The sequence below is a fragment of the Paraburkholderia sp. CI3 genome, from assembly GCF_050436505.1.
Lineage (GTDB): Bacteria > Pseudomonadota > Gammaproteobacteria > Burkholderiales > Burkholderiaceae > Paraburkholderia > Paraburkholderia tuberum.
Genome location: NZ_JBNDMI010000004.1, coordinates 3,436,451 through 3,459,936, shown reverse-complemented (window position 1 = coordinate 3,459,936; position 23,486 = coordinate 3,436,451). Strand labels below are relative to the sequence as shown.

The 23,486-nt window shown below is 62.8% G+C and carries 23 protein-coding genes and 1 pseudogene; 14 read left to right on the top strand and 10 right to left on the bottom strand.

The genetic code is table 11. From position 1 onward, the window contains the following. The first annotated feature begins 23 nt into the window (after positions 1–23). The 4 genes from OKW29_RS37390 to hisC all read left to right on the top strand — a co-directional run bounded on the left by OKW29_RS37390 (position 24) and on the right by hisC (position 3,645). On the top strand, positions 24–980 hold the full coding sequence (locus OKW29_RS37390) for a ribose-phosphate pyrophosphokinase (RefSeq protein WP_062125957.1): 957 nt from the start codon (positions 24–26) through the stop codon (positions 978–980). 163 nt (positions 981–1,143) lie between these two features. Next, positions 1,144–1,761, top strand: coding sequence for a 50S ribosomal protein L25/general stress protein Ctc (locus OKW29_RS37385; RefSeq protein ID WP_184067033.1), 618 nt, complete (start codon positions 1,144–1,146; stop codon positions 1,759–1,761). A gap of 148 nt (positions 1,762–1,909) precedes the next feature. Continuing rightward, on the top strand, positions 1,910–2,515 hold the full coding sequence (gene pth / locus OKW29_RS37380) for an aminoacyl-tRNA hydrolase (RefSeq protein ID WP_090802935.1): 606 nt from the start codon (positions 1,910–1,912) through the stop codon (positions 2,513–2,515). A gap of 50 nt (positions 2,516–2,565) precedes the next feature. After that, positions 2,566–3,645: a histidinol-phosphate transaminase gene (gene hisC / locus OKW29_RS37375; RefSeq protein WP_184067031.1), complete on the top strand. Its 1,080-nt coding sequence runs from the start codon at positions 2,566–2,568 to the stop codon at positions 3,643–3,645. 78 nt (positions 3,646–3,723) lie between these two features. Here the strand turns inward: hisC and OKW29_RS37370 are convergent, their stop codons facing one another. The 3 genes from OKW29_RS37370 to OKW29_RS37360 form a co-directional block, all read right to left on the bottom strand. Beyond that, on the bottom strand, positions 3,724–3,981 hold the full coding sequence (locus OKW29_RS37370; RefSeq protein WP_090802933.1) for a YfhL family 4Fe-4S dicluster ferredoxin: 258 nt from the start codon (positions 3,979–3,981) through the stop codon (positions 3,724–3,726). A gap of 33 nt (positions 3,982–4,014) precedes the next feature. Then, complete coding sequence (locus OKW29_RS37365) at positions 4,015–4,698, bottom strand: hypothetical protein (protein WP_429294454.1); 684 nt, start codon at positions 4,696–4,698, stop codon at positions 4,015–4,017. Positions 4,699–5,623: 925 nt separating this feature from the next. Continuing rightward, entirely contained in the window at positions 5,624–6,004 is a 381-nt protein-coding gene (locus OKW29_RS37360; protein WP_429294453.1) for a hypothetical protein, read from the bottom strand. A 237-nt stretch (positions 6,005–6,241) separates the two neighbouring features. On the opposite strand from OKW29_RS37360, the gene OKW29_RS37355 reads away from it, so the two are divergent. After that, on the top strand, positions 6,242–6,589 hold the full coding sequence (locus tag OKW29_RS37355) for a winged helix-turn-helix domain-containing protein (protein ID WP_184053954.1): 348 nt from the start codon (positions 6,242–6,244) through the stop codon (positions 6,587–6,589). Between the two features lie 492 nt (positions 6,590–7,081). On the opposite strand, the gene coaD is transcribed toward OKW29_RS37355, so the two are convergent. After that, positions 7,082–7,591 (bottom strand): pantetheine-phosphate adenylyltransferase, encoded by a 510-nt coding sequence (gene coaD, locus OKW29_RS37350; protein ID WP_062125937.1) that lies wholly within the window; start codon positions 7,589–7,591, stop codon positions 7,082–7,084. 100 nt (positions 7,592–7,691) lie between these two features. Then, positions 7,692–8,306, bottom strand: a complete 615-nt coding sequence (gene rsmD / locus OKW29_RS37345; RefSeq protein WP_429294452.1) for a 16S rRNA (guanine(966)-N(2))-methyltransferase RsmD — start codon at positions 8,304–8,306, stop codon at positions 7,692–7,694. Between the two features lie 250 nt (positions 8,307–8,556). On the opposite strand from rsmD, the gene ftsY reads away from it, so the two are divergent. After that, entirely contained in the window at positions 8,557–9,699 is a 1,143-nt protein-coding gene (gene ftsY, locus OKW29_RS37340; RefSeq protein WP_429294451.1) for a signal recognition particle-docking protein FtsY, read from the top strand. Positions 9,700–9,811: 112 nt separating this feature from the next. On the opposite strand, the gene maiA is transcribed toward ftsY, so the two are convergent. Together maiA and OKW29_RS37330 are read right to left on the bottom strand one after the other, a co-directional pair. Beyond that, positions 9,812–10,456 carry a maleylacetoacetate isomerase gene (maiA, locus tag OKW29_RS37335; protein ID WP_429294450.1) on the bottom strand — a complete coding sequence of 215 codons (645 nt, stop codon included), beginning with the start codon at positions 10,454–10,456 and terminating at the stop codon, positions 9,812–9,814. 34 nt (positions 10,457–10,490) lie between these two features. Then, complete coding sequence (locus OKW29_RS37330) at positions 10,491–11,189, bottom strand: fumarylacetoacetate hydrolase family protein (protein ID WP_090802924.1); 699 nt, start codon at positions 11,187–11,189, stop codon at positions 10,491–10,493. 222 nt (positions 11,190–11,411) lie between these two features. Between OKW29_RS37330 and ybiB the strand changes: the two genes are divergently transcribed. Continuing rightward, a complete protein-coding gene (ybiB, locus tag OKW29_RS37325; RefSeq protein ID WP_429294449.1) occupies positions 11,412–12,383 on the top strand; it encodes a DNA-binding protein YbiB in 972 nt (323 codons plus the stop codon). Positions 12,384–12,764: 381 nt separating this feature from the next. Further along, positions 12,765–13,751, top strand: a pseudogene (locus OKW29_RS37320) (2-isopropylmalate synthase); the annotation flags it as partial. Positions 13,752–13,948: 197 nt separating this feature from the next. Here OKW29_RS37320 and OKW29_RS37315 read toward each other — a convergent pair. Both OKW29_RS37315 and OKW29_RS37310 read right to left on the bottom strand, forming a co-directional pair. Further along, positions 13,949–14,332: a nuclear transport factor 2 family protein gene (locus OKW29_RS37315; protein WP_008921685.1), complete on the bottom strand. Its 384-nt coding sequence runs from the start codon at positions 14,330–14,332 to the stop codon at positions 13,949–13,951. Positions 14,333–14,373: 41 nt separating this feature from the next. Then, positions 14,374–14,946, bottom strand: a complete 573-nt coding sequence (locus OKW29_RS37310; protein ID WP_429294448.1) for an acyloxyacyl hydrolase — start codon at positions 14,944–14,946, stop codon at positions 14,374–14,376. A 355-nt stretch (positions 14,947–15,301) separates the two neighbouring features. Here OKW29_RS37310 and rpoH point away from each other — a divergent pair, with 355 nt between their 5' ends. The 6 genes from rpoH (at position 15,302) to OKW29_RS37280 (ending at position 21,153) form a co-directional block, all read left to right on the top strand. Then, positions 15,302–16,237 carry an RNA polymerase sigma factor RpoH gene (gene rpoH / locus OKW29_RS37305; protein WP_090802918.1) on the top strand — a complete coding sequence of 312 codons (936 nt, stop codon included), beginning with the start codon at positions 15,302–15,304 and terminating at the stop codon, positions 16,235–16,237. Positions 16,238–16,654: 417 nt separating this feature from the next. Continuing rightward, positions 16,655–16,915: a cytochrome oxidase putative small subunit CydP gene (gene cydP / locus OKW29_RS37300; protein WP_018419327.1), complete on the top strand. Its 261-nt coding sequence runs from the start codon at positions 16,655–16,657 to the stop codon at positions 16,913–16,915. Then, positions 16,905–18,497, top strand: coding sequence for a cytochrome ubiquinol oxidase subunit I (locus tag OKW29_RS37295; RefSeq protein WP_429294447.1), 1,593 nt, complete (start codon positions 16,905–16,907; stop codon positions 18,495–18,497). The genes cydP and OKW29_RS37295 overlap by 11 nt, the downstream gene beginning before the upstream one ends. Before the next feature lie 34 nt (positions 18,498–18,531). Then, on the top strand, positions 18,532–19,668 hold the full coding sequence (gene cydB / locus OKW29_RS37290) for a cytochrome d ubiquinol oxidase subunit II (RefSeq protein ID WP_187628740.1): 1,137 nt from the start codon (positions 18,532–18,534) through the stop codon (positions 19,666–19,668). A gap of 36 nt (positions 19,669–19,704) precedes the next feature. After that, positions 19,705–19,821, top strand: a complete 117-nt coding sequence (gene cydX / locus OKW29_RS37285; RefSeq protein WP_429294446.1) for a cytochrome bd-I oxidase subunit CydX — start codon at positions 19,705–19,707, stop codon at positions 19,819–19,821. A 180-nt stretch (positions 19,822–20,001) separates the two neighbouring features. Further along, positions 20,002–21,153, top strand: coding sequence for an IS110 family transposase (locus OKW29_RS37280; RefSeq protein WP_429290624.1), 1,152 nt, complete (start codon positions 20,002–20,004; stop codon positions 21,151–21,153). A gap of 469 nt (positions 21,154–21,622) precedes the next feature. Here the strand turns inward: OKW29_RS37280 and nagE are convergent, their stop codons facing one another. After that, positions 21,623–23,437, bottom strand: a complete 1,815-nt coding sequence (nagE, locus tag OKW29_RS37275; RefSeq protein ID WP_429294445.1) for an N-acetylglucosamine-specific PTS transporter subunit IIBC — start codon at positions 23,435–23,437, stop codon at positions 21,623–21,625. Positions 23,438–23,486 lie beyond the last annotated feature (49 nt).

Sequence of the window (23,486 nt, the reverse complement as noted above, 5' to 3'; positions counted from 1 at the left end):
CCCCAGCCTGAAGTAGGTGCACGATGAGCAGCCATGACGGCCTGATGGTTTTTACTGGCAACGCAAATCCCGCGCTTGCACAGGAAGTCGTCAAAAACCTCGGTATTCCCCTCGGCAAAGCAATGGTTAGCCGTTTCTCGGACGGTGAAATCCAAGTCGAGATTCAGGAAAACGTGCGCGGCAAGGATGTCTTCGTCCTGCAATCCACGTGCGCGCCGACTAACGACAATCTGATGGAACTGATGATCATGGTCGATGCGCTCAAGCGCGCATCCGCAGGCCGGATCACCGCAGCCATCCCCTACTTCGGTTATGCCCGTCAGGATCGTCGCCCACGTTCGGCGCGCGTCGCCATCTCGGCTAAGGTCGTGGCGAACATGCTGGAAATCGCCGGCGTCGAGCGGATCATCACGATGGATCTGCACGCCGACCAGATTCAAGGCTTCTTCGACATCCCAGTCGACAACATCTACGCAACGCCCGTGCTGCTCGGCGATCTGCGCAAGCAGAACTACGAGAACCTGCTGGTCGTTTCGCCGGACGTCGGCGGTGTGGTGCGTGCCCGTGCATTGGCGAAGCAGCTCAATTGCGATCTCGCGATCATCGACAAGCGGCGCCCGAAGGCGAACGTCGCCGAAGTGATGAACATCATCGGTGAAGTCGAAGGCCGCACCTGCGTGATCATGGACGACATGGTCGACACGGCAGGCACGCTGTGCAAGGCCGCGCAGGTTCTGAAGGAACGCGGCGCGAAGCAGGTATTCGCGTACGCCACCCACCCGGTTCTGTCAGGCGGCGCGGGTGAGCGTATTGCCGCTTCCGCACTCGACGAACTCGTTGTCACTGACACGATTCCGCTCGGCGAAGAAGCCCGTTCGTGCGCGAAGATCCGTTCGCTGACGAGCGCCGGTTTGCTCGCCGAAACGTTCTCGCGCATCCGCCGCGGCGATTCGGTGATGTCGCTGTTCGCTGAGAGTTAAGTATTTGCGAAGACACCGCGTACCGCTTCATGCGACACGCGGCGTTTTTGCACAATCGGCATGAACGAACGAAGGTTCTTGCCGCTATCCTGGGCCTCAGCCATTACGGCTTCGAGGCCCTGTTTTTACTGCCTGGTCGCGGGCAGTGCATTGGAGATTCAACATGAAAGTAGTCGCTTTCGAGCGTTCCCTGCAAGGTACGGGTGCGAGCCGCCGCCTGCGTAACTCGGGCAAGACCCCGGGTATCGTTTATGGCGCCGGCGCTGACACGCAACTGATCGAACTCGATCACAACGCCCTGTGGCACGCGCTGAAGAAAGAAGTTTTCCACTCGTCGATCCTCGATCTGGAAGTGGCAGGCAAGTCGCAACAGGTTCTGCTGCGCGACGTGCAATACCACCCGTTCCGTCAGCTCGTGCTGCACGTGGACTTCCAGCGCGTCGACGCGACGAAGAAGCTGCACACCAAGGTGCCGCTGCACTTCTTGAACCAGGAAACCAACCCGGCAGTGAAGCTGTCGAGCGCGGTGATTTCGCACATCCTCAACGAAATCGAAATCGAGTGCTTGCCGTCGGCACTGCCGGAGTTCATCGAAGTCGACCTTGCGAAGATCGAAGCAGGTCAATCGGTTCACGCGAAGGACATCCCGTTGCCGGCAGGTGTGGCGCTCGTGGCCCACGTCGACGCGGAAAACCCGGTGGTCGCTGCTGCAACGATCCCGGCTGGCGCAATCGCTGAAGACGCTGCTGCTGCTGAAGGTGGCGAAGCGCCGGCTGCTTAAGAGCCTTCCGGTTCGAAGCAAGCAATCCTCTCGATCCGTTTCCTATGAAACGGTCGATGTGACCCGCCGAGGTTCGCCCTGGCGGGTTTTTTTTCGGCTTTTCTAGTCCGGTACGTTTCACTTCCGGACTTGGTGGACTCACGCAATCATGATCAAGCTGATCGTCGGGCTCGGCAATCCGGGCGCCGAATACACCGCGACGCGTCACAACGCCGGCTGCTGGCTGGTCGATCAACTCGCGCGCGAGGCCGGCACCGCGCTGCGCGACGAGCGGCGCTTTCACGGCTTTTACGCGAAAGCGCGGTTGCATGGCGAGGAAGTGCATCTGCTCGAGCCGCAAACCTACATGAACCGCTCTGGTCAATCGGTCGTCGCGCTCGCGCAATTCTTCAAGATTCTTCCCGACGAGATCCTCGTCGCGCACGACGAGCTCGACATGCCACCCGGCAGCGTCAAGCTGAAGCTCGGCGGCGGCAGCGGCGGGCATAATGGGCTGAAGGACATCAGCGCGCATCTGTCGTCGCAGCAATACTGGCGGCTGCGGATCGGCATCGGCCATCCGCGCGATCTGATTCCCGAAAGCGCGCGCGCCGGCGCGAAGCCGGATGTCGCGAACTATGTGCTGAAGCCGCCGCGGCGAGAAGAGCAGGAGGTCATCGACGCGTCGATCGAACGCGCGCTCGCGGTGATGCCGCAGATCATCAAGGGCGAGCTCGAACGCGCAATGATGCAACTGCATCGCAACAACAGCTGACGCGCGCCACACTCATCGACACCCGCAATCGGCCCCGCAAGGAGAATCGCTTGAGCCGCTACTGGAGCGACATCGTTCACCGTCTGACGCCGTACGTGCCGGGCGAGCAGCCCGCGCTCGCGCATCCGGTGAAGCTGAATACCAACGAGAATCCGTATCCGCCGTCGCCGCGCGTGCTAGACGCGATCCGCCGCGAGCTCGGCGACGCGGCCGACGCACTGCGCCGCTATCCCGATCCGAGCGCACGCAAGCTGCGCGAAACGGTCGCCGCCTATCACGGCATCCGCGCCGAGCAGGTGTTCGCGGGCAACGGCTCGGACGAGGTACTCGCGCTAACGTTCCAGGCCTTGCTCAAGCACGACAAGCCGCTGCTGTTTCCCGACATCACTTACAGCTTCTATCCGACCTACGCGAAGCTGTTCGAGGTCGACTACCGGACCATCCCCCTCGACGACAGCTTTGCGATCAACGTCGACGACTACACGGTGCCCAACAGCGGCATCCTGTTTCCGAATCCGAACGCGCCGACCGGCCGGCCGCTGCCGCTCGCGGTAATCGAACGCCTCGTCGCGAGCCATCCTGATTCGGTCGTGGTGATTGACGAAGCGTATGTCGACTTCGGCGCCGAGTCGGCGATTGCGCTGATCGCGCGCTATCCGAATCTGCTCGTCGTGCAGACCGTGTCGAAGTCGCGTTCGCTCGCCGGCATGCGCGTCGGCTTTGCGTTCGGCGATCCTGCGTTGATCGATGCGCTCAATCGCGTGAAGGACAGCTTCAATTCGTACCCGCTCGACCGCCTCGCGCAAGTCGCGGCCACCGCCGCCTACGAAGACGACGCGTGGTTTCGCGAATGCTGCGCGAAGGTGATCGCGAGCCGCGAACGGCTTGCGGCGGAATTGACCGCGTTCGGCTTCGAGGTGGTGCCATCGGCGGCGAATCTGCTGTTCGCGCGGCATGAGGGATACGACGCGGCGACGCTCGCGTCGCGGCTGCGGCAACAGGAAATTTTCGTGCGGCATTTCAACGCGCCGCGCATCGACCAGCATTTGCGGATCTCGGTCGGCACCGACGCCGAATGCGACATACTGCTCGACGCTTTGCGCGGCATTTTCAGCGCTTACGTCGGATAACGGAAACGCCGCCCCCAAAAGAAAACGGCGAAGGTCCGCAGGCCTTCGCCGTTTTCTTTTGCGCGTCTCCCGCGAACGTCAGGTGCCCTTGGCGGCCTGCAACGCGTGATATTTCGCCATCAAACCTTCGGGCGTTTCCAAGTGGTTCGGGTCACGCGGAATGCACTCCACCGGACACACCTGAATGCATTGCGGCTCGTCGAAATGACCGACGCACTCGGTGCACTTCTTCGGGTCGATCACATAGATTTCCGGGCCCATCGAAATCGCGTCGTTCGGGCACTCGGGCTCGCAGACGTCGCAATTGATGCACTCGTCGGTAATCATCAGGGCCATGCCGCCACCAACTTTGCTAGAGAAAACAATACATTATAGCTTTTTCGCCCCCGCACGGCCGTGCAATCCCACGCCAGGATCATGGACGGCTGCGCTTCTCGGCCAGGTAGCCTTCGTCGCAAACTGGTTGGCGTATGCGCTGTTCAACGCCAACTGGATGCTGAACATGCCATTCGACACGCGGGAATTGCCGGGCTGTTTCGGCAACAGGGCCAGCAGTGCCTTCATCCCATACAGAATGATTAGCGCGCCGGCCAGATCACCCACAAACATCGTGAAGAAGCTTTCGAACCAGTTCTTCGTCGTACCGGCCAGCGCGAACCATAGGTGGTGAAACAGCGTATTTGCTCCCGAATAGGCGACAGCCAGAACAAGCAGCCGCTTCGGCGTCAGGTTCGTCAGCGATGCGCGCAGATCGAAATACTCGAGCGCAAACCTGTAGACCAGATACGGTGCCAGTGACCCAAGCAAAGCGCCTGCTATTGCACGCACCGGGTCATGCGGAAACCAGTACAGAAAGTCTGTAATCAGTCCGGCAAGCAGCAGGCCGAGTGCACCATCGAACCCAACCAGCAACGTGCTGAGAAGCCGAACACCAGACGGCAGGAAAATCCAGTTGACGCCTCGCACGAAAGACGTGTGCGTAAACACCTCCTGATTGATCCACAGCGACGCCAGGAACGCGATCAGGGTCCCAGCGATCGACCAAAAATGCAAACGTAAGCTAGACATTGCGGTGAGCCATCCTCGGTTGCTTTTGCCGAATGCATCATAGCGTGCCCGTATGGCGTTCCGCGAGCACAAGCAGCAGGCTTTCGGTCACAGATATCGTGACGCTCACGGAAAAAATTTCGCGAGGCCCTCAAGTTCTGCGCGACGCGACCGATAACCCATGTATAGCTTTATGCCCGGCTCGACAAGCATGCAGAGCCGCGTCCATATTGATATGCTTTTTATAGCGATGAACCTGAGAGAACAGGCTGGAACGGAACGCGCTATCCGGACGAACCGGTGGCTATCGGCACGCCGACCAGTAGGCCGCCCGCCTGCTGCATGGCTCGCGTGCTATCCCGTCTTTCAAGATGCGTTGCTCGGCTGCGAAACAAGGTTGGGGGCGCTTCCTGACTTCGTCAGGCGCGCTGCTTTGGAAAGGCTGGGTGGCTCCAATTATTCGTGTGTGCCCACTTCAGTACTTGATGAAGTCCGCGCCTCTTACCTGGAACTTCGCAGCACATGCGTCGCAGAAGAAGTACGTCGATACCTGTCTGATACCGAGGACAGTCTGCTGGCGTCACACGAATCGTCGGACGCCCTTGAAACCCTGGCGGCGGGAATGCCGCGGATGCTGGTTCCGCCTGTCGCTCGCCCTCCGTGTCTGCTGAGTTCTGGCAACGGAATGTTTCTCGGGGGCTGGGCGCGGTTTGTTGCGTACTGGTGTCGGAAAGACCCAACGATTCCGCTACTCGCGGTAGATTGGCCGATCCTCTACGAGCACGTAGCGCCCTACAGCCTTCGCCACTTGATCGACGATCCTAGTTTTGCATCGACCGGTTGAATCCGCCTTCGGAAAGCAGCCAATCGTCCTCCAGCGACGGCTCGAGTTGATCACCCCCACGAACCTTGGCAACGCGCGACTTTATCGTTATAGTTTTTGTAATGGCCAAACCTGAGAGAAATGGTTCGCGTGGAACGCGCTGTCCGGACCGACCGGTTTTCTGGCTCGCGCCGACCGGTCGGTTACGTTTGATCGGTTGCATAACGGCAAAAGCCCATGCTCAACCTGCTTTTTCCTTTTATACCCGTGCAAAAGAGTACGAGGCCGTACGCTGAGCGCGCCGGACGAATCGCCGCCACACATCAAGAAGAAGCTTTGGCGATACACCGCATACGGCGCCACCGTAGCGATGATTCCGCCGGCGATTGACCGCACAGGGTCGTGCGGGAAGAAATAGAAGAGGGCGACGAGCCAGCTCGCTAATAGCAAGCCGATTGCGCCATCGCCCCCCACAAGCAAGGTGCTCAATAGTCTGACTCCTGACGGCAGGTAGATTCAGTTCACGCCCCGGACGAACTCGATGTGCGTGAAGACTTCCTGGTTGATCCAGAGCGACAGCGCGAACGCGATGGCCGTGCCCGCGACCGGGAGCAAACCCAAACGTAAGCTGGACATGGAGATAAAATAGAGAAGCCCGGTTGTCGCAGGGCATCAAGGTTCGCTTTCCGCGCTCGGGTGAGCGGCGTTTTCGTTGGAGCGATGGTCATGAGCCGCCCTGCTGATATCTATCTTCGATTTCTTCAATTGACCGAAGCACTGCGAGGTCTTCCCTCACTTCCCGCGCTCGATCCGCTCGAAGAAAAGATCCTGGAGTTCGTTGCTCGCATGAGGCAAAAAAACGAACGCTTGTCGGTTCGAGACATGATGGCCCAAAGTGCGCTGGGGTCGCCGGCTACCTTGCATGCCCGTATCACGTCAATGCGCGAAAAGGGCTGGCTCCTGCTCAACGACACCGAAGACGCTCGCCGCAAACAGGTCGAGCTGACGCCCGCGGCCCTCCGGCACTTCGACAAACTTGCCGAGGCGTTCACGAAAGCTGCGAAGGGAAGCTGACATTGTTCTGCTTCGGTTAAGCCGGCACTATCCGGTTAGGAAAAACTCCTCATTCCTCTTGCAATGCCCGTCTGGTTGCTCCGCTCCGGCAATTCCACGTACGCGGCACCTGTCACCCTGTTGAAGTCCATCGTACCGTACTGGTACGCTTCGTCAGTTCATACTCGGCGAATTGGACAAAGGTATATCGATTGCCCACGCCCGTGACGTTTTCCGGATAGGGTCCCGTAGAAACCTGACAAGCCGGCGTGACTATTGATGATCGCCCCGTTTGCGATGAAGAGACAATTCTTGTTCTTCGCATCATCATTGACATCGCAGCTTGCGCGAACCATCGAATACACCGATGCCCGTGCATAACGACAGGATTGACGTTCGCCGCCAATACGGCTCGCCAACATTACTTGGAACAGCCGACCGATGCACCTGGCGCCGATCACCGAGGCCTGGCCGGTCTTGATCCGTCAAAACCGGCATTCGCGCGACTCAGGCTCAGGTCCCCTGAGCGCCGTCCTGCGGATCCAGCGAAGCGACCTTCTCCTTCAGCCATTTTTCGACGGACGGGAACACGAACTTGCTGACGTCGCCGCCCAATTGCGCGATCTCGCGCACGATCGTGCCCGAGATGAACTGATACTGATCGGACGGCGTCATGAACATCGTCTCGACGTCGGGCAGCAGATAACGGTTCATGCCCGCCATCTGGAACTCGTACTCGAAGTCCGACACCGCGCGCAGCCCCCTGACGATCACCCGCGCGTTGTTGGTCCGCACGAAGTCCTTCAGCAGTCCCTTGAAGCTCATCACCTGGACGTTCGGATAGTGGCCGAGCACCTCATGCGCAATCGCGAGGCGCTCCTGGAGAGTGAAAAACGGCTTCTTGGCACGGCTGTCGGCCACACCCACCACCAGCGTGTCGAAAATGCTCGACGCGCGCCGAACGAGGTCTTCGTGACCGCGCGTCAGCGGGTCGAACGTGCCCGGGTACACGGCGACTACCATGAGACTTCTCCTCTCTTCAGACAAAAGGGCACGTCCGGGCGACGCATTTCGCACCGGCGCGGATGACGATAAACCGCCCGGCCCTTTTTTGGAACGCGCATTATTCCTTATTTTCGCGCTGCAGCAAATGAAAGTGCACAGCGCCCGCTTTGCCCTGCCGCACGAGTTCCCAGCCTGACAGCGGCTCGTGAGCGGCCGGTTCGAGCGCTTCGCCGACCTCGACATAAAGATAGCCGTCGGCGCGCACGAGCGGCACGGCCACCGCGAGCGCCTTGCCGAGCAGGTCGGCATCGAACGGCGGGTCGAGGAACACGACGTCGAACGAGCCTGGCGCGAGACTCGCCGCAAGACGCAGGCTGTCCGCCTCGGCGATTTCGATCATGCGTGCATCGAGCCGCTGCTGGTTTGCGCGCAACTGGCCGGCAGCGCGCGCATGGCGCTCTACCATCAGCACGCGAGCGGCGCCGCGCGACGCGGCCTCGAAGCCGAGCGCCCCACTACCAGCGAACAGATCGAGGCAGTGCTGGCCGTCCAGACGCTGGCCGAGCCAGTTGAACAGCGTTTCGCGGACGCGGTCGGGCGTCGGGCGCAAGCCGTCCAGATCGAGCACGGGCAGCGGCGTGCGTTTCCAGTCGCCGCCGATGATGCGAATGGCATGCGGTTTGCCACTTTTGGACGAAGCGCCAGCGGCGCGTGAAGGTGCTAAACGAGGCATCCAGTATCGTGCAGTTTCAGCTAGGTGATGAACACGCCCGCAGCGTCGATGCGCGCGGGCCGGAGCGCTCACGTTACCACAGGGTTGGCGCGCGTCCAGCCTGGCCGAGCGGCCGATACGACGCGCCGCGGCACGCCTGATAAAATGTGCGGCTGCCAGCGCCCCGCCTTTTCGCATCCCGGCGCTGCCCACCGCTTCGCCGGTCCCGTGCCGGCTGCGCGCATCGGCGCGCTCTCCCATACGTCAGATCATGTTCAGCTTTTTCAAACGATTCAAGGGTTCGAAAGAGTCCGATACCGCCGCAGACGAATCGCTGGCGGCGCAAGACGGCGCGGCACCCGAGGCCGAGGCCGTTGCGCCCGCCGAACCGATCGAGCCTACCGCGCCCCCCGTTCCTGTGGCCACGGCGATCATCGAGCCGCAGCCCGAGCCGCCAGACGCCATGCTCGACACCGTCGAAATCGTCCCGCCGCCCGTGCAGGATGCCGGCGCGAAGCGCTCGTGGCTTACGCGTCTGAAGAGCGGCCTCGCGAAAACCAGTTCGAACCTGACCGGCATTTTCGTCGGCACGAAGATCGACGAGGACCTGTACGAGGAACTCGAAACCGCGCTGCTGATGTCTGACGCCGGCGTCGAGGCGACCGAATTCCTGCTCGAAGCGCTGCGCGAAAAAGTGCGCGGCGAACGCCTGACGGCCCCCCTGCAGGTCAAAACCGCCTTGCGCACGCTGCTCGTCGAGCTGCTCAAGCCGCTCGAAAAATCGCTGATGCTCGGCCGCGCGCAGCCGCTCGTGATGATGATCGCCGGCGTCAACGGCGCGGGCAAAACCACGAGCATCGGCAAACTCGCGAAGCATCTGCAGAGCTTTGACCAATCGGTGCTGCTCGCCGCCGGCGACACGTTCCGCGCCGCCGCGCGCGAGCAACTCGCCGTCTGGGGCCAGCGCAACAACGTGACCGTGGTCGCGCAGGAAAGCGGCGACCCGGCCGCGGTGATCTTCGACGCGGTCGGCGCCGCGCGCGCGCGCAAGATCGACGTGATGATGGCCGACACGGCCGGCCGCCTGCCCACGCAACTGCATCTGATGGAAGAACTGCGGAAGGTGAAGCGCGTGATTGGCAAGGCGCAGGACGGCGCGCCGCACGAAGTGCTGCTCGTGATCGACGCGAACACCGGCCAGAACGCGCTCACACAGGTCAAGGCGTTCGACGACGCGCTCGGGCTCACCGGCCTGATCGTCACCAAGCTCGACGGCACCGCGAAGGGCGGCATCCTCGCGGCGATCGCGCGGCAGCGGCCGATTCCCGTGTATTTCATCGGCGTCGGCGAAAAGGTCGAGGACCTGCAGCCGTTCAGCGCGGAGGAGTTCTCGGACGCGCTACTGGGCGGCTGATCGCGTGATCGTTGCGGCGCTCGGCGCTCGCGGCGAACCAAAGGAAAAGGGCACTCAGCGGAGCGCCCTTTTTTCGTTTCAAGCTGCCCTCGACGTGTCAGCGATCCCGGGCTCACTCCGCGTCCGGCTGCACGCCCGGCGCAGCGCGCGCGAACGCGTCGAGTTGCATCGCGTGATCGTAGATGCGCTGGATCGTCGGAAACTTTGCGGTGTCGACCTTGAAGCGCTGCGCGTTGAATACCTGCGGAATCAGGCACGCGTCGGCGAGTGTCGGTGCGTCGCCGAAACACAGTTTGCCGGTGCGCGCGTCGCCGGCAAGATGCGTCTCCAGCGTCGCGAAGCCCGCGTCGATCCAGTGCCGGTACCACGCGTCCTTCGCGTCGTCGTCGACTCGCAGCGTGTGCTTCAGATAGCGCAGCACGCGCAGATTGTTCAGGGGATGAATCTCGCACGCGACCTGCAGCGCCACCGAGCGCACGTACGCGCGATCGAGCGGTGCCTTCGGTAGCAGCGGCGGCTCCGGATGCGTCTCCTCGAGATACTCGATGATCGCGAGCGACTGCGGCAGCAAATGACTGCCGTCGGCGAGCGTCGGCACGATGCAGTCGGGGTTGATCTTGCGATACTCGGGCTTCAGCTGCTCGCCGCCTTCGCGCACGAGGTGCACGGGTACGTAGTCGTACGACAGGTTCTTCACGTTCAGCGCGATGCGCACGCGATACGACGCCGAGCTACGGAAATAGCTGTAGAGCTTCATGTTGTCTGCCTCCTCCACCTGCACGCAAGCAGTCTCAGACGACGCGCACGCTGAACTCGCCGAGCCCATCCACGCCGCCCTTCATCAGGTCACCCTTCACAACCGCGCCGACGCCTTCCGGCGTGCCGGTGAAAATCAGGTCGCCAGGCCGCAGTTCGAACAGCGTCGACAGATACGCGATCGTCTCGGCCACCGACCAGATCAGCTGCGACACATCCGCGCGCTGCTTGTCCTCGCCATTCACCGACAGCCAGATCTCGCCTTTGCCGATGTGACCAACCGTCGAAGCCGGATGGATCGGGCCGAGCGGCGCCGAGTGATCGAAGCCCTTGGCGGTATCCCACGGACGACCCATTTTCTTCGCTTCGCCTTGCAGGTCGCGGCGCGTCATGTCGAGACCGAGCGCGTAGCCGTAGACATGGTCGAGCGCGCGGTCGACGGGGATGTCTTTGCCGCCCTCGCCGATCGCCGCGACCATTTCCATTTCGAAATGGACGTTCCTGGTCTGCGACGGATACGGAAATTCGCCGGTCGTGCCCGGCGCGACGTACACGATCGCATCGGCCGGCTTCGTGAAGAAGAACGGCGGCTCGCGGTCCGGGTCGTGGCCCATTTCACGCGCGTGCGCCTCGTAGTTGCGCCCCACGCAGTAGATGCGGCGCACCGCGAACTGCTCGCCCGACCCCACGACCGGCACCGCGACCTGCGGTGCGGGTGCAAATACGTAACTCATCCCGTTCTCCGTTTTCCGATGTGTGCCGCCGAGGCGGCGAGAAACATCGAGTGTAACGCGCGGCACGGCGCGGGGGCGTGTCAGGCGGCCCGTCGCGCGCCACTGCGTGCCCGCTTCGTTGCTGTTCGCCCGCTCGCCATAGATGCGATACTCACACCGAACTGTTCCCCGAATGGCGTAGCGAACCGCCAGGCGCGGCACGCCACCCGCCTCTTGCGCACGATGACCGACTCCACCGATACCACTTCTCCCTTCCCCTGGGCCCGATTCATCAAGGAAATCGGCCGCGGCCCGAATGGCGCCCGCGCGCTGACCGCCGACGACACGCGCTCGCTCTACACCGCGATGCTCGACGGCCGCGTCGACGATCTCGAACTCGGCGCGGTGCTGCTCGCGTATCGCGTGAAAGGCGAAACCGCCGACGAACTCGCCGCGATGCTGGCCGCCGCGCATAAGTCGTTCGAGCCGGTGCGGCTGCCGCACGGCGCGTTTCGGCCGGTGTCGATTCCGTCGTACAACGGCGCGCGCAAGCAGCCGAACCTCGTGCCGCTGCTCGCGCTGCTGCTCGCCCGCGAAGGCGTGCCGGTGCTGGTACACGGCGTCACCGAGGATCCGGGTCGGGTGACGAGCGCGGAAATCTTCACACATCTGCGCATCGCCCATGCGCAGTCGCACACGCAGATCGAAGCTGGACTTGCGGAGCGCCGCGTCGCGTTCGCCTCGATCGACGTACTGGCGCCCAAGCTCGCGCGCCTGCTCGCGCTGCGCCGGCGCATGGGCGTGCGCAATTCGACGCATACGCTCGTGAAGCTGCTGCAGCCGTTCGCGCCCGCGGGATTGCGGCTCGTGAACTACACGCATCCGCCGTATCGCAACAGTCTCACTCAGCTGTTCGTCACGCATCCCGATGCGGCCGTCGGCGGTGCGCTGCTCGCGCGCGGCACCGAAGGCGAGGCGGTCGCCGATACGCGCCGCCAGGTGCAGGTCGACTGGCTGCATGACGGCATCTGCGAGACGCGGCTGCCGCACGAGCGCTCGTCGCCCGATGCTCCCGAAGTCGAGCTGCCCGAAGCGCGCGACGCGGCGACCACGGCCGCCTGGATCGACGCCGTGCTGCGCGGCAAAGCGCCGGTGCCTGGCGCGCTCGAGCGGCAGGTCGAGCTGATCGTCGATATCGCGAAGACGGCGGCCTGACGGCCGCGGGTTGACAGGCCAACGCACGCCGTCATACATTTGGCCTCATGCGTTCCCTTCCGAACACCCTCCGAATTATCTCCGGCCGCCTGGCGCGGCCCCTATCGCTACGCCTGGCGTAAGTCTCGCGTAGCGCCGCGCGCTGGCAGCTCCGGTTGTCGTCGCCGGTCCTCCCCGTAGTTCCCGCAGTTTCGCTGCACCCCCGTCGTAGTTCTCCACAACCTGTCGTCGTTTGCATTCGTCCGTTTACCGCGCGGACGATGCGAGAGGATCACATGTACGTTGCATGGGCAGCATCCGCAGCGTGCATGCGTGAACAGTCGGCCAACCGCTCGACGTCCCCACCCTCCGCCGACGACACCACGAATGAGGCACCTCACCATGTTGCGCAATCCCGCTGAAAAGTACCGCCCTTTTCCCGCCGTCCGGCTGACCGGCCGCAAATGGCCGAGTCGCACGGTCGACGCCGCACCCGTCTGGATGAGCACGGACCTGCGCGACGGCAATCAGGCGCTGATCGAACCGATGAACGCCGCGCAGAAGTTCGAATACTTCGAGATGCTGGTCGCGATCGGTTTCAAGGAAATCGAAGTGGGCTTTCCGTCGGCGTCGCAGACCGATTTCGACTTCGTGCGCAAGCTGATCGACGAGCGGCGCATTCCCGACGACGTCACGATCGAAGTCTTCGTGCCGTCGCGCGCGGAGCTGATCGCACGCACGTTCGACGCGCTCGAAGGCGCGCCGCGCGCGATCGTGCATCTGCACAACGCGATCTGCCCGTCGTTCCGGCGCATCGTGTTCCAGCAGTCGAAAGATGAGATCAAGGCGCTCGCCGTCGAAGGCACGGGCCTCATCAAGGAACACGCGCAGGCGCGGCCGGGCACGCGCTGGACCTTCCAGTACTCGCCCGAGACCTTCAACACGACCGAGCTGCCGTTCGCGCGCGAGGTGTGCGACGCGCTCGCGCAAACGTGGCGGCCTACACGCGATCACAAGATGATCGTCAACCTGCCGGCAAGCGTCGAAGCGGCCACGCCGAACGTGTTCGCCGACCAGATCGAATGGATGCATCGCAACCTCGGTTACCGCGACAGCATCGTGCTGTCGGTGCATCCGCACAACGATCGCGGCACCGCCGTGGCCGCGGCGCAGCTCGCGCTGCTGGCGGGCGCGGATCGCATCGAAGGCTGTCTGTTCGGCAATGGCGAGCGCACCGGCAACGTCGATCTCGTCACAGTCGCGATGAATCTCGACGCGATGGGTATCGACAGCGGTCTGGATTTCTCGGATCTCGCGACGACCAGGCGCGTGGCGGAACGCTGCACGCGGCTTCCGGTTGCGGCGCGGCATCCGTATGCGGGAGAGCTAGCGATGCGCGGCATGCGCGAGGCGCGCGACGCGGATGCCGATGTAGACGAGCATGGCGCAAACAGCCGCGACAAAGCTGGCGAATGCGCGACCGCGTGAATTCGCGTTGGGCCTCGAGCCTGCTGCAGCGGAGTGCACACCCGCATTCCGCTGCCACTGGAGACGCGCTCACGAGGCGCGCCCGCCCGATCAGAATCTCACTCGAGCGCGCAACGGGTCGCCTGCCACGCGATCAGTCGCCACTGCCCGTCTTCGTGCGTGTGAATCGCGGTATAGGCAATCGGAAACAGGAGCGCGCCATTGTTCGCCTCCATCTCGATCAGCGCGCGGCCCGTGACGACGTAGGTCTCGCGCCCGGCCGGCAAGACATCCTGCGACTGCACCTCGATTTGCCGATAACGACGGCGCCCCGCGGTGATCCCGTCGATGAACTGCCGCTTCGTCTCGCGCTTGCCATTCGTATGGACGTAGCTCACGTTGTCCGCGAGCAGCGTGTCGAGCGACTGCCCATCGCCATCGACCATCGCGCGAAAACGCTCTCGCTCGAGCCCGCGAATCGCTTCGATCATCTTTGCCGCCATTGCAGAGCCCCTCGAACACCGCGAGCCGCAGGCGGCCACGGTCAGAAGTGATATTGCAAATATAGCTGGCTGAAATTTATACCAGGATTCGGCTCTTTGATACCGCCATTGGAGACATGCTGGAAGCGGTAGCCGGCGACATACTGCTCACGAGCGCCGAACTGCAGCCCGACGCCCACCATCTCGGCGAACTGGAACCAGGTGCCCAACGTGAAGTCGGAAGAAATGCGCGGGCTGGTCAGCAGCCGGACGCCGGCACCCACCTCGATGAATGGCCGCACCGAACCCGACGACCTGATGAAGCGGATCACCGGCGTCACGCCGATCTCGCCGATGTTGTCGTGAACGTTTCCTTCATTGGTGTGCCACCACGCGACATGCGCCTCGCCGAGCAGCGCGAAATGCCAGTCGCCGATCTGCCACCAGGTCAGGTTTGGATCCCAGACCACGCCGAGATCGAGCGTCCTGACGTGATGGTCGCCGACGCCGGCGGCCACCTGCACGCCGAACTGCTCAGCTTGGGACGCGCCCGCCGCACCCAACAGCAGAACGGGCAGAACGGCAAACGTGCTTTTTAGAGTAAGCCCACGCACCACAAGATTCTGCCTGTTCATCCGCCCCCCATACTGCCGAGTATTAAGCGAGCGCCCCCTTTATTCCAAGCACGAATTCAGGAGCAAGTATTTCCCAGATAATGCCCATGACCAGCAATTATTCTCTTTAAAAACGGGACGATGTCAGTCAAACATGAGCCTGCAACCGCTCCCGGCGGTACTTTGTACAGGTCCAACGCGCAAGGCAAATAGAGCGTATGATAGCTATCAGAAGCCGAAACTCAATAGGATTTTCGGGAACTCGGATGCTCCTGCGACCTCTAAGTATTAGCACTCGGCAGATCTGAGTGCTAACATCCATCGCTGGAGTCGTTTACTGAGTACGCTATTGTCTGATTCCAAAGGAGCTTCACACGTGAGCCATGCAATGACCCTTCCGAGTACTTTGAGCCCGTCGTCGGCTAAGGCCGCTCCGGCAGGTGCACTGGCGCTCTCGCATTCCTCGCTGCTGTCCGGTCACCTGGGCAACATCGACGCCTACATCCAGGCGGTCAACCGGATCCCGATGCTGACGCCGGCGGAAGAACGCCAGTTCGCCACCGAATTGCGCGAACACGACAATCTGGAGGCTGCGCGCCGCCTGGTGCTGTCGCACCTGCGACTCGTCGTGTCTATCGCGCGTAACTACCTCGGTTACGGGTTGCCGCACGCCGACCTGATCCAGGAAGGCAACATCGGCCTGATGAAAGCGGTCAAGCGCTTCGATCCCGAGCAAAACGTGCGGCTCGTGTCGTACGCGATGCACTGGATCAAGGCCGAGATCCACGAGTACATCCTGCGCAACTGGCGCATGGTGAAGGTCGCCACCACCAAGGCGCAGCGTAAGCTGTTCTTCAACCTGCGCAGCCACAAGCAGGGGCTTGGCGCGTTCACGCCGGACGAGATCGACGGTCTCGCGAAGGAGCTGAACGTGAAGCGCGAAGAGGTCGCGGAGATGGAGACGCGTCTGTCAGGCGGCGATATCGCGCTCGAAGGTCAGGTCGAAGACGGTGAAGAGTCGTACGCGCCGATCGCCTATCTGGCCGACTCGCATAGTGAGCCGACTGCCGTGCTGGCTTCGCGTCAGCGCGACCGGCTGCAAAGCGACGGCATCGCAAGCGCGCTCGACGCGCTCGATCCGCGCAGCCGCCGCATCATCGAAGCGCGCTGGCTGAAGGTGGCCGACGACGGCTCAGGCGGCTCCACGTTGCACGAGCTGGCCGACGAGTTCGGTGTCTCGGCCGAACGTATCCGCCAGATCGAAGCCAGCGCGATGAAGAAGATGCGCGGCGCGCTGACCGAATACGCGTAAAGCGTCGAAGCCATGCGCGCGTCAATTGTGTCCCGCCCATGACATAGGTAAAAACGACACGCGTTAATCGGTCGCGCCATTTAGCGACCATCGCGCTCAAGCCCCGCCCTCGCAAGACGGCGGGGCTTTTTCATTCTTTTCGCCCTTTCTTGCGTCCCCGCGGCCGCGCATTCGCGTCGGCCTATCCGCAAGCCGGCCTGTCGAGGCCGGTAAGCGTTTCTTGACGTATCGCAAGTCCGGTAGCAATACTGCACAGACGCGGCAAGTTTCGCGACGTGTTGCCGCATGGCTAAACCTGAGCGCGCGAGGTTCACCTCCTACAATCGGCATGCATTCGCCAGACTGCCAGACTGCCTGACGGCCAGGGCGGTCTGGATCCAGCCGGACTCACCGGCGTGAAGTCGTCTTCGACCGATCATGACCATAGCCCTGAATCGCAGCAGCACTGTCCGGTCGCGCTTGCGCGGCCGGTTCACCAGGTGGGTGCGCGGTCCAACGCTGGCGCGCGATATCGCCATCATCCTCGCCATCAAGTTCGTGCTACTGATGGCGCTCAAGTACACATTCTTCAATCATCCACAGGCGCAGCACATGATGCTGCCGCCTGAGCAGGTCGCGCAGGCGCTGCTGTCGGTGCCCGCCCCGCATCCGTCTCGAGGTGATCAACATGCCCGTTAGCGAAGTCGTAGAACTGTCGCGGTTCCAGTTCGCCATCACGGCGCTTTATCACTTTCTGTTCGTGCCGCTCACGCTCGGTCTCGCCTGGTTGCTCGTCATCATGGAATCGGTCTATGTGATGACCGGCAAGCAGATCTACAAGGACATGACGCAGTTCTGGGGCAAGCTGTTCGGCATCAACTTTGCAATGGGCGTCGCGACCGGCCTCACGCTCGAGTTTCAGTTCGGCACCAACTGGGCTTATTACTCGCATTACGTCGGCGACATTTTCGGCGTGCCGCTCGCCGTCGAAGGGCTGATGGCGTTCTTCCTCGAATCGACGTTCGTCGGTCTGTTCTTTTTCGGCTGGAACAGATTGTCAAAAATCCAGCATCTGATCGTCACGTTCTGTGTCGCGCTCGGTTCGAACCTGTCGGCGCTGTGGATTCTGATTGCCAACGGCTGGATGAACAATCCGGTCGGCGCGAAGTTCAACTATCAGACGATGCGCATGGAGCTCGACAGCATCGGCTCGGTGATCTTCAACCCGGTTGCACAGGTCAAGTTCGTGCACACGGTATCAGCTGGATACGTGACCGCGGCGATGTTCGTACTCGGCGTGTCGTCGTGGTATCTGTTGAAGCGCCGCGACACCGAGTTCGCGCTGCGCTCGTTCGCGATCGCCGCCGGCTTCGGCCTCGCGTCGGCGCTGTGCGTGATCGTGCTGGGCGACGAATCCGGCTATCGCACCGGTGAAGTCCAGCAGATCAAGCTCGCCGCGATCGAATCCGAATGGGAGACCGCGCCCGCGCCGGCACCGTTCACGATATTTGGCATCCCCAATCAGAAAGAGCAACGCACCGACTATGCGATCCGTGTGCCGTACGCGCTCGGCATTATCGCGACCCGCTCGCTCGACGAACCCGTGGTCGGCCTGCGCGACCTGATCGCCCGAAACGAAGGTCGCATCAAGGACGGCATGCTCGCCTATTCGGCGTTGCAGCGGTTAAAGGGCGGCGACTCCAGCGACGAGGCGCATGCGGAGTTTGACAAGTACAAGGACGATCTCGGCTACGCCCTGCTGCTCAAGCGGTTCACGCCGAACGTCATCGACGCGACGCCAGACCAGATCGCCGCGGCGGCAAGAAGCACGGTTCCGCCGGTGTTGCCAGTGTTCTTCTCGTTCCGCATGATGGTCGGCCTTGGCCTGCTGTTCCTCGCGACCTTCGTGCTCGCCTTCTGGTTCTGCGCGCAGCGCACGTTGCTGCTCGAAAGGCGCCGCTGGTTTCTGCGCTGGGCGGTCATCGCGATTCCGCTGCCGTGGCTCGCCGCCGAGCTCGGCTGGATCGTCGCGGAAATGGGCCGCCAGCCGTGGAGCATCGCGGGCATTCTGCCGACCAACCTGGCCGCGTCGACGCTGACGCCGCGCGATCTGTATCTGAGCATCGGCGGCTTCGTGCTGTTCTACACGGGGCTGTTCGTCATCGAGATCATGCTGATGTTCAAGTACGCGCGGCTCGGCCCTTCGTCGCTGCATACGGGCCGCTATCACCACGAGATCGGACAGCCGGTGACGCAGCCACTGTCGAACACGGCCGCATGATGCACCGCTGCACCGCCCCGGAGGAGAAACCCATATGGACTACGCAGTTCTCAGACTGATCTGGTGGGTGTTGATAGGTGTACTGCTGATCGTCTTCGCGCTCACCGACGGCTTCGACATGGGCGCGGCGATCCTGCTGCCGTTCATCGCCAACACTGACTCCGAGCGACGCATCGTCGTGAACACGGTCGGCGCGACGTGGGAAGGCAACCAGGTCTGGCTCGTGACCGCGGCCGCCGCGATGTTCGCCGCGTGGCCGCTCGCCTACGCGGCATCCTTCTCGGGATTCTACTTCGCGATGCTGCTCGTGCTGTTCGCGCTGTTCTTCCGTCCGGTCGGCTTCGACTATCGCGGCAAGCGCGAGGATCCGCGCTGGCGCAACGCGTGGGACTGGGGCCTCTTTATCGGCGGCTTCGTGCCGGCGCTGGTGTTCGGTGTCGCGTTCGGCAATCTGCTGCAAGGCGTGCCGTTTTCGTTCGATACCGATCTGCGCGTCACCTATCACGGCAGCTTCTTCGGCCTGCTCAATCCGTTTGCGCTGCTGACGGGACTCGTCAGCGTGTCTATGCTGGCCGCGCACGGCGCCGCGTTCGTCAAGTGGAAGACCGATGGGGTGGTTCACGAGCGCGCGTCGAAGGCGCTGCGGCTCGCGGCGCTGTGCACGGTGGTGCTGTTTCTCGTCGCGGGCGCGCTCGTCGCGACGATGATCGGCGGCTATCAGATCGTCGACGCGCCGCCGCTCGACGCCGTCTCCAATCCGTTGATGAAGACCGTGATCGGCGCGCCGGGTTTGTGGCTGAACAACTACGCGCTCTACCCGTGGATGGCGATTGCGCCGCTCGCGGGTCTCCTCGGCGGGGTGCTCGCGGTGCTGCTCGCGCGTTCGCGCTTCGAGGCGACGGCGTTTCTGTCGACGTCGTTGATGATCGTCGGCTTGATCTTGACCGCGGGCTTCTCGATGTTCCCGTTCATCATGCCATCGTCACTCGACGGCCGCAGCAGCCTGACCATGTGGGATTCCACGTCGAGCCGCATGACGCTCGAGATCATGCTGTTCGTCGTCATCGTGTTCCTGCCGATCATCCTGCTCTATACGGGCTGGGTGTATCGCGTGATGCGCGGCAAGGTGACCGCCGCGGCGATCAAGGAAAACCACCATTCGATGTATTGACCGGCACGACGCTGCAACAGAAAACAGGAGTTGGCGATGTGGTATTTCAGCCGGATTCTCGGCGTTGGCGTCGCGCTGGCGTTCGGTGTCATCAATGTGATGTGGCTCGAATCGCGCGAGGCGGCGCGCTCGGCAAAGCGGGGGACTCGCTAGGCGCCACGCTCTGGTCGTCAACGCGAAAGCGGCACCTTGGGACCAGGTGCCGCTTTTTTATTGGCGTGCTGCGATCGCCGTGCAACTCAACAGCGCTCGACAGATCCTATGACGCATCCAAGTTGTCGACTGGCTAACGCCTAAAATCGGCGTACCGAGGTTTGCTCACGGGAGAGCATCATGCGTACAGATCAGGGATACACGCGTACTGAGGAACCGGCGCTGGCGGTGTCGCTCGAACTCGCCGCGGCGAAGTGGAAGGTAGCGTTGCACGACGGGCAGCGGGAGCAGCCGGCGGTGTACACCGTAGCGCAACCGCAAGCCCCCGCGCGCCTACAGGCCGTGCTGGAAGTGATCGAACAACAGAAGCTGAAGTGGTCGCTGCCCGCGGGCGTGCACCTTGTCGTGAGTTATGAAGCCGGCCAGGACGCGTTCTGGATCTATCGGGCGCTACGGGCACGCGGTATCGAGTGTCATGTGGTCGATCCAGCGAGCATTCCGGTCGAGCGCCACAAGCGGCGTGCCAAGACTGACCGGCTTGATGCAATCAGGCTGGTGATCAGCCTGCGCGCGTGGCTGCGCGGCGAGCGCGACCGCATGCACGTGGTGCACGTGCCGTCACCGCAGGACGAAGCGTCCCGCCATCTGATGCGCGACCGAGGGGAACTGCAGAAGGAGGTGCTACAGCATCGTGACCGGATGCGCAAACTGCTTGTCACGCTCGGCTGCTGGGATGAGGTTGACCACAAGGCCTTCGCCGCCCGCCTCGCCCGTGACCAGGTGCGGTGTCACGACGGTGCGCCACTGCCGCGCGAGCTGCGGGAGCGGCTGCTGCGCGAGTGCGAACGGCTGGCGCTGGCCGTGCAGCAACTCGCGGCACTCGAGAAAACGCAACACGCTGGCCTGCCCGCACCCGCACGCGAAAGGATCGATCTTCTGACGCAGCTAAATGGCATTGGCCCGGTGGGTGGCTCGCGTCTGGCGCTCGAGCTGTTCTGGCGGGACTTCCATAACCGGCGCGAAGTTGGGGCCTGCGTAGGGCTGGTTCCACAACCCTACGACAGTGGCGAGAGCCAGGTGGACCAGGGGATCAGCAGGCAGGGCAACCGTCGCGTGCGCGCACTGCTGATTGAGATGGCGTGGTGCTGGATCCGTTACCAGCCCGGTAGTGCACTGACGCAGTGGTTCAACCAGCGCACGCAAGGCACGGGACCGAATCGCCGCGTGCGGCGCATTGCGATCGTCGCAGTAGCACGACGCCTCGCGATCGCGCTGTGGCGCTACTTGCAGGACGGCGTGATACCCGAAGGCGCACAACTGAAGTCAGTCTGAGTCCGAAAGGTATCGCGACAACGCAATCAAGGGAGGAACGATACCTGTCGATAGAGAGTTTGCAGTGAACATGCCCGTGTTGATGGCGGGTTGCTAACGCGACCGATTAAACAGATGGGGCATGCTCCCGGAACAGGTTCCGGCGTAACGCGCATAAAGGATGAGGCTGGCCATACGCCAGCGGATAGAAGTTGGTGAGACGTTGCTGTCTTACGCGCGCGATAAGCGGCTTCAGGCTAACGACGTTGACCGGACTGTAGCCAATGGTTGACGTTGAGGGCGGTGGGAATCCGCCCGACTATGCCGCGAAAATGCGGCTTGTATGGCGGCGAGCGCCATCACCCGCGCTTGCCGCCATACGCCAGCATGTCACCACTTTGCAGCAAGGAGAAAGAGACTTGACCTATCCTTTGTAAGCCAGTTCGCAAATGGCCTTGACAACTTTCTGCTCATAGAAGCCATCAACCGATCACGCCGGCACCGGCGCCGCGCCCGCGCTGTCGCCTTGCGACGACAGGCGCTCGGCCAGCTTCTGCGCATAGCGCTGCGCGGCCTCGCCGACGACGATATGGAACGTGTCGGTCGACACCCACGCGGTATCGAGCGTCGCGAGGCGCTGACGATCGACCGCCGACGGATCGCGCACGACTACCCGCAGACGCGTCGCCGCCACCGCATCGAGCGATACCACGTTGCCCGCGCCGCCGAGCACGGCGAGCCAGCGCAGCGGATCGGGATCGAGCGGACCGCCTTGCGCGTCATCGGCGTGCCCAGCGTTTCGCGCGACCGGCGCGGCAGCGGTAGCCGCTGCGGCAGCAGCCGGCGCCGATACAGCAGCACCCGCCACCTTCACCGCGTCGCCCTGACCCTGCGCGATCGCCGTACGCATCTCATCGGCGATGATGTCCGCCTCCGGTCCGATGATCACCTGCACGTTGTTCGTGCCGCGCTTGAGCACACCGCGCGCACCGATCGACTTCAGTTCGCTTTCGGAGACCTTGTCCGTATCGACGACAGACAGACGCAGACGCGTCGTGCACGCATCCACGACCGACAGATTCGCCGCGCCACCGAGCGCCGCGATATAGCGCTGCGCACGCGGTACGGCCGCACCAGCCGCCGGCGCGACGAAACCGCCCGCCGCGAACGACTCGACCAGCTCGTCGGCAGCGGCGGGCTCACGGCCCGGCGTCGCCATGTTGAACTTACGGATGAAGAAGCGGAACAGACCGTAGTACACGACCGAGTACACGATGCCGAGCGGAATCGCCCACCAGCCCTTCGTCGACAGACCGAAGTTCAGCACGTAGTCGATGAAGCCCGCCGAGAACGTGAAGCCGAGGTGAATCCCGAGCGCCGAGCAGATCGCGAGCGACAGCCCCGTCAGCAGCGCGTGGATCGCATACAGCACCGGCGCGAGGAACATGAAGCTGAACTCGATCGGCTCGGTCACACCGGTCAGGAACGACGTGAGCGCCATCGAGAACAGCAGGCCGAACACCATCGCGCGACGCTCTTTCGGCGCCTCGTGATACATCGCGAGACATGCGGCCGGCAGGCCGAACATCATCACCGGGAAGAAGCCGGTCATGAAGGTGCCCGCGGTCGGATCGCCAGCGAAGAAGCGGTGCAGGTCGCCCGTGACGGGCGCACCGCCCACCGGCGTGAAGGAGCCGAACACGAACCACGTCAGCGAGTTGAGGATGTGATGCAGGCCCGTGACGAGCAGCAGCCGGTTCAGCACGCCGAACACGAAGGCGCCGAGCGCGCCGGCGGTCGTGAGCCAGTGGCCGGCCACGTCGATCGCGTTCTGCACCGGCTCCCACACATGCCCGAATACGATGCCTAGCACCACGCAGACCACCCCTGTCACGATCGGCACGAAGCGTTTGCCGCCGAAGAACGCCAGGTAGTCGGGCAGCTTGATGTCCTTGTAGCGGTTGTACAGCAGCCCCGCGACGATGCCCGCGATGATCCCCGACAGCACGCCCATGTTGAGCTTGTCGTTGATGTCCTTCATCACCGCGATCTGCACCAGATAGCCGATCGCGCCAGCCAGACCCGCGACGCCGTTGTTGTCTTTCGCGAAGCCGACCGCCACGCCGATCGCGAACAGGAGCGGCAGGTTGTCGAAGATCGCGCCGCCCGCATCGGCGATCATCTTGATGTTGAACACGTCGGGCTGGCCGAGCCGCAGCAACAGGCCGGCCACCGGTAGCACCGCGATCGGCAGCATCAGCGCGCGTCCCAGGCGCTGAATCTTCAGAAACGGATTTCCATCCATCGGTATCTCCAATTTTGTCTCGTAGGGGTAGGTCTTGGTTGAGTGGTGC

Coding starts and splice junctions, on each gene's coding strand:
- cydP (WP_018419327.1), top strand. CDS start 16,655: ATGACCATAGCCCTGAATCGCAGCAGCACTGTCCGGTCGCGCTTGCGC.
- OKW29_RS37295 (WP_429294447.1), top strand. CDS start 16,905: ATGCCCGTTAGCGAAGTCGTAGAACTGTCGCGGTTCCAGTTCGCCATC.
- OKW29_RS37355 (WP_184053954.1), top strand. CDS start 6,242: ATGAGCCGCCCTGCTGATATCTATCTTCGATTTCTTCAATTGACCGAA.
- maiA (WP_429294450.1), bottom strand. CDS start 10,456: ATGAAGCTCTACAGCTATTTCCGTAGCTCGGCGTCGTATCGCGTGCGC.
- OKW29_RS37370 (WP_090802933.1), bottom strand. CDS start 3,981: ATGGCCCTGATGATTACCGACGAGTGCATCAATTGCGACGTCTGCGAG.
- OKW29_RS37315 (WP_008921685.1), bottom strand. CDS start 14,332: ATGGCGGCAAAGATGATCGAAGCGATTCGCGGGCTCGAGCGAGAGCGT.
- pth (WP_090802935.1), top strand. CDS start 1,910: ATGATCAAGCTGATCGTCGGGCTCGGCAATCCGGGCGCCGAATACACC.
- rsmD (WP_429294452.1), bottom strand. CDS start 8,306: ATGCCTCGTTTAGCACCTTCACGCGCCGCTGGCGCTTCGTCCAAAAGT.
- coaD (WP_062125937.1), bottom strand. CDS start 7,591: ATGGTAGTCGCCGTGTACCCGGGCACGTTCGACCCGCTGACGCGCGGT.
- cydB (WP_187628740.1), top strand. CDS start 18,532: ATGGACTACGCAGTTCTCAGACTGATCTGGTGGGTGTTGATAGGTGTA.
- OKW29_RS37390 (WP_062125957.1), top strand. CDS start 24: ATGAGCAGCCATGACGGCCTGATGGTTTTTACTGGCAACGCAAATCCC.
- ybiB (WP_429294449.1), top strand. CDS start 11,412: ATGACCGACTCCACCGATACCACTTCTCCCTTCCCCTGGGCCCGATTC.
- cydX (WP_429294446.1), top strand. CDS start 19,705: ATGTGGTATTTCAGCCGGATTCTCGGCGTTGGCGTCGCGCTGGCGTTC.
- OKW29_RS37385 (WP_184067033.1), top strand. CDS start 1,144: ATGAAAGTAGTCGCTTTCGAGCGTTCCCTGCAAGGTACGGGTGCGAGC.
- OKW29_RS37330 (WP_090802924.1), bottom strand. CDS start 11,189: ATGAGTTACGTATTTGCACCCGCACCGCAGGTCGCGGTGCCGGTCGTG.
- nagE (WP_429294445.1), bottom strand. CDS start 23,437: ATGGATGGAAATCCGTTTCTGAAGATTCAGCGCCTGGGACGCGCGCTG.
- OKW29_RS37310 (WP_429294448.1), bottom strand. CDS start 14,946: ATGAACAGGCAGAATCTTGTGGTGCGTGGGCTTACTCTAAAAAGCACG.
- ftsY (WP_429294451.1), top strand. CDS start 8,557: ATGTTCAGCTTTTTCAAACGATTCAAGGGTTCGAAAGAGTCCGATACC.
- OKW29_RS37280 (WP_429290624.1), top strand. CDS start 20,002: ATGCGTACAGATCAGGGATACACGCGTACTGAGGAACCGGCGCTGGCG.